This window comes from Thermoflexus sp., assembly GCF_025055495.1.
GTDB lineage: Bacteria > Chloroflexota > Anaerolineae > Thermoflexales > Thermoflexaceae > Thermoflexus.
This window is the reverse complement of sequence record NZ_JANWXB010000301.1, coordinates 1-4569: the sequence shown is the minus strand read 5'-3', so window position 1 is coordinate 4569 and position 4569 is coordinate 1. Positions and strand designations below refer to the sequence as shown.

Genomic DNA, 4569 nt, shown 5'->3' with positions numbered 1-4569 from the left:
CCCAAATGAAAAATGGACAAGGCACTAGCGAACTACCGGAGGAAGGGGAAGGGAAAACCGCCCCGGCCGGATTTCATCTGCTTCATCAAGCGCTGCAGCTGGCGGAACTCATTCAGCAGTTGATTCACCTCCTGCACGGTGGTGCCGCTCCCGCGCGCGATCCGGCGCTTGCGGCTAGCGTTGATGATCTCTGGATTGCGACGCTCTTCCGGCGTCATCGAGTTGATAATGGCCTCGATGCGCTTGAACTGGCGATCCGCATCCTCCGGGGAGATCATGCGAGACAGCTGCGGATACCCCGGCAGCAGCTCCAGCAGTTGCGAGAGGGGCCCCATCTTCCGCATCATCCGCAGCTGCTCCCGGAAATCCTCCAGGGTGAACTCCGCCCGCGTCAGCTTGCGGGCCATCTCCGCCGCCTTCTCCGCTTCCGCCGCCTCCTGGGCCTTCTCGATCAGGGCCAGCACGTCTCCCATCCCCAGGATCCGGGAGGCCAGGCGCTCCGGCTGGAACGGCTCCAGCTGATCCGGTTTTTCCCCCACCCCGATGAACTTGATGGGGACGCCGGTGACGGCCCGGATGCTGATGGCCGCCCCGCCCCGCGCGTCGCCATCCAGTTTGGTCAGGATCAGACCGGTCAGCCCCAGGCGCTGATGGAAGGCCTCGGCGGCCCGCACCGCGTCCTGTCCGGTCATCGCATCGACCACCAGCAGGATCTCCCCCGGGCGGATCGCGTCCCGGATGGCCTCCAGCTCCCGCATCATCTCGTCATCGATATGCAACCGGCCGGCCGTGTCCAGGATCACCAGAGTGTGCCCGTGCTCCCGGGCGAACCGCAGGCTGTGGCGGGCGACGGCGATGGGGTCCGCTGTCGAACCTTCCTGATAGACCGGTATGTTCAGCTGACGGCCCAGGACCTCCAGCTGGGTGATGGCCGCCGGGCGGTAAATATCCGCCGCCACCAGGAGCGGCCGCTGGCCGCTTTTGCGCAAGCGCAGCGCCAGCTTCGCTGCCGTGGTGGTCTTTCCGGATCCCTGAAGGCCCACCAGCATCACGATATGAGGCGGGGATCCGGCCAGGCGGATCGGAGCGGGGCTTCCCAGGGTTTTCACCAGCTCCTCATAGACGATCCGGATCACCTGTTGCGCGGGGGTGAGGCTCCGGGTGACCTCGGCGCCAACCGCCCGTTCCCGCACCCGGGCCAGGAAGTCCCGGACGACCGTGTAGTGGACGTCGGCCTCCAGAAGCGCCAGACGGATCTCCCGAAGGGCCGCGTCCACGTCGGCCTCGGTCAGCACCGCCCTTCGCCCCAGGCGGTCGAAGATCTGCTGGAATTTCTGGGTCAATCCCTCGAACATCCAGGCTCTACCCTCACGGATTCATCCATCCACGGACCCAATCATGACATCCGACGTGGATTCCGCCGGGAAATTATAACACAAGGGTCGCACTGGTTGCCCGGTGCCGGGCCTCTCGCGCCCCTCGGGCTTTTCCTCCCTGCTGAATCCCGAGGGTTCCGATCGGCAAGGACCGGCGGATGCACTGTGGCGAACCTGGGAGATTCGGGTAGGGGAAGCGACGGGTGCTGGAGCGACGATGCCGCTCGTGAACTTGGCACAAACCATTCTTGTATTCGTGCCATATTCGTGGACGGCCCCCTCCCGCCCAGTTCACAGGGAGAGACCTCCCAGCATGAGCCAGAGGACGCCTAGGAACAGCGTGGCGAACGCGGAGAGCGCCATCGAGAGGCGCGCCCCGGGATCGGGCCGGGGCAGGTGACGCGGCTCCGGGCGGTCCATCCACATGGCGACCACCACCCGCAGATAGAAATAGGCGGAGATCACCGTGGTGATCACCCCGATCAACACCAGGGCGATCCAGCCCGCCTGCCAGGCCGCGGCGAACAGCATCAGCTTGGCGAAGAACCCCGCCGTGGGCGGCACCCCGATCAGCGAGAGCATAAAAAGGGCCATGGCCGCTCCCATCCCGGGCGATCCCCGGGCGACCCCGGCGTAAGCGCCAAACGATTGATCTTCCCCATTCGGGCCCGCCATGCGAACGGCCACCGCGAAGGCGCCCAGGGTCGCAATGGAATAGGCCAGCAGATAGAACATCACCCCGGGCAGCGCCAGGGAGGGCTCGCCCAGCAGGCCCATCAGCAGATACCCGGCGTGGGCGATGCTGGAGTAGGCCATCATCCGCTTGAAGCTGGATTGGAGCAGGGCGACCCCGTTGCCCACCAGCATGGTGGCCGCTGCCATCAGGGCCACCGGTCCAGCCCACAGATCCATCGCCGGCCCCAGGCCCGTCCAGAACACCCGGATCAGCGCTGCCACTGCTGCAGTCTTGGTGGCGGCCGCCATGAAGCCCGTGATCGGTGTCGGCGCCCCCTCGTAGACATCGGGGGTCCACAGGTGGAAGGGCACCGCCGCCGCCTTAAACCCCAGGGCCACTAACAGCAGGGCGCCGCCGATCCACACCAGCGATTGCGCCCCGGGATCCGGACGCCTCAGCCAGGCTGCCAGATCGCTCAGGTTCGTCAGCCCGGTCCCCGCGAAAATCAGGGCGATCCCGAACACCAGGAACGCGGAGGCGAAAGCCCCCAGCAGGAAATACTTCAGCGCCGCCTCCTCAGATTCCGGCTGTGGGCGGGCAAACCCCGCGAGGATGTAGAGGGGGAACGAAAGCCATTCCAGGGCGAGGAAGACGACCAGCAAATCCGCCGCCACGGCCATCAACAGCATCCCCCCGGCGGCCAGCAGGAGAAACGCGTAGTATTCTCCCCGTTCGATCCCCCGGTCCGCCAGGTAGCGTTGCGAGAACAGGATAGCGATCCCCGTTCCCACCAGGATGGTGAGGCTGAGCCAGAAGGCCCCCCGGTCCCAGAGGACCATGCGATAGATCCCCTCGAGGGGCCCCCAGGTCGCCAGAACGCCCGTGGCACCCGTCCCCAGGGCCGTGATCCATAGCGCACCCCACGCCATCCCAGCCGCTGATCCCGGGCGCCGGAACGCCTCGGCCAGCAGCAGGAGCAGCGCTCCTGCAGTCAGGATCAACGTCGGCAGTAACGGCAGCCACGCCATGAGTCGATTCGTTCTCCCGAATGGAGATGATCGGCTTTTGGGATTCGATCACCGGGTTCGGTGAGGGAAACCCGTTCCCCTCCCTTCTCCCCGTGCCTCAAGGGCCCCGAGGAGAAGAGGGGGAAGCGATTGACATCGCCTCCTTCGTCCGTCGGCAGCGAAGCGCTACCCGAACCTCAAATCTCTCAAATCGGGTGGCGCAGGGGATTGAAGATCCCCAGGGGCTGCCCGGCTTGCCCTCGGAGGGCGTGACGAAGATCCGGAAACTCAACGGAGCGCCCAGACCGACGGGACCATAGCCGACAGGTTGTGCTGCACCGAAGCCTGCATCGCTGCGAAGAAGGGCAGCGGATAAAGGCCGATGAACAGGATCAGGACCAGCAATGGGGCTATGATCGCCAGTTCCCGGCCGTTGAGATCCGGTAGGCCCCGCCATCGTTCCGGCAGAGGGCCGTGGAGCACCCGCATGAGCATCGTCAGGATATAGATCGCCGCTAGGACCACCCCGAACGCCGCCACCGCCGTCAGCCCACGGGCAGCCGGTCCGAGGGCCGCCGATCCAAAGGCCCCCAGCAGTGCCAGGAACTCCCCGACGAACCCGTTCAGCCCGGGGAGCCCCATAGAGGAGAACCCGACCACCATCAGGACGGCGCCATAGACCGGCAGGGCTTTCCACAACCCACCCAATTCCCCGAAATCCCGGGTGTGCGTCCGCTCATACAGCATCCCCACCAGCAGGAACAATCCCCCGGTGCTCAGGCCGTGGTTGACCATCTGCAGGATCGCTGCCTGAACCCCCAGCGGATTCAGGGCGGCAAGCCCCAGCATTACGAAGCCCATATGGGAGACGCTGGAGAAGGCCACCAGGCGCTTGAAGTCGTTCTGCGTATACGAAGCGATGGCTCCATACAGGATCGCCACCACCGCGAGGGCAGCGATCGGAACCGCGAGCTCCTGGGCGGCCGCCGGAAAGAGGGGGAAGTTGAACCGCAGGAACCCATATCCCCCCATCTTCAGCAGCAGGGCGGCCAGGATCACCGAGCCTGCCGTGGGGGCTTCCACATGCGCATCCGGTAGCCATGAATGGAAGGGCCACATCGGGACCTTGATAGCGAAGGCCAGTCCGAAGGCCAGGAAGAGCCAGCGCTGGGCCTCTGGGGAAAGCAGCGGGCTCAGGTGCGTGGCCATCCAAATCGGATCGAAGGTTCCCGTCCCGGTCAGCGGGCGCGACAAGAGCCACAGGGCGACGATGGCCACCAGCATCAACACGGACCCGGCCATCGTATACAGGAAGAACTTCACGGCCGCGTAAACCCGCCGTGGGCCGCCCCAGATCCCGATCAGGAAGGTCATCGGGACGAGGGTGAATTCCCAGAAGATGTAGAACAGCAACAGATCCAGGGCCGCGAACACCCCCAGCACCCCAGTCTCCAGGGCCAGCATCAGCGCCATGTATTCCTTCCCTCGCTCCTCGACCGTCCAGGAGGCC

The 4569-nt window shown here is 65.5% G+C and carries 3 protein-coding genes; all 3 read right to left on the bottom strand.

All coding sequences use genetic code 11. The features are described 5' to 3' along the window. Nucleotides 1-32: 32 nt before the first annotated feature. Entirely contained in the window at nt 33-1355 is a 1323-nt protein-coding gene (gene ffh, locus NZM16_RS09535; RefSeq protein WP_295480141.1) for a signal recognition particle protein, read from the bottom strand. Between the two features lie 312 nt (nt 1356-1667). Continuing rightward, nucleotides 1668-3080, bottom strand: a complete 1413-nt coding sequence (locus NZM16_RS09530) for an NADH-quinone oxidoreductase subunit N (protein WP_295453524.1) — start codon at nt 3078-3080, stop codon at nt 1668-1670. A gap of 267 nt (nt 3081-3347) precedes the next feature. Beyond that, nucleotides 3348-4569: NuoM family protein (locus NZM16_RS09525; protein WP_295480139.1), on the bottom strand; the 1222-nt coding region annotated here is incomplete at its 5' end.

Excerpts from the sequence above, each read along its gene's own strand:
- NZM16_RS09530 (WP_295453524.1), bottom strand. The coding sequence starts at position 3,080 with ATGGCGTGGCTGCCGTTACTGCCGACGTTGATCCTGACTGCAGGAGCG.
- ffh (WP_295480141.1), bottom strand. The coding sequence starts at position 1,355 with ATGTTCGAGGGATTGACCCAGAAATTCCAGCAGATCTTCGACCGCCTG.